This window comes from Shewanella sp. AS1, assembly GCF_021412565.1.
Lineage (GTDB): Bacteria > Pseudomonadota > Gammaproteobacteria > Enterobacterales > Shewanellaceae > Shewanella.
On record NZ_JAKCLJ010000163.1, the window covers coordinates 1 to 255 of the forward strand.

The following is a 255-nucleotide window of genomic DNA, read 5'->3' on the forward strand; positions in this document are numbered from 1 at the left end:
TGGCGCTGACTTGCGCGATGGGATCCAGTACCGGTGCGTCGTTAACGTTGTTAACCACCAGGTTAAAGGTGGACGTGACGGTTGCGCCCTGGCTGTCGGTGGCGGTAACGGTAATGCTGGTCGTACCCACATCGCTGTTCGCCGGCGTGCCGCTGAAGGTGCCGGTGGTGGCATCAAAGCTGAGCCATGCAGGTGTGCTAGCCGACAGGGTGAGCGTATCACCGCTGTCGATATCGGCGAAGGTGCCCGCAGGTA

1 protein-coding gene is annotated in these 255 nt (G+C 61.2%); it reads right to left on the bottom strand.

Annotation, left to right across the window (positions count from 1 at the left end; all coding sequences use genetic code 11):
* Positions 1-255: putative Ig domain-containing protein (locus tag LZP69_RS16790; RefSeq protein ID WP_442800698.1), on the bottom strand; the 255-nt coding region annotated here is incomplete at both ends.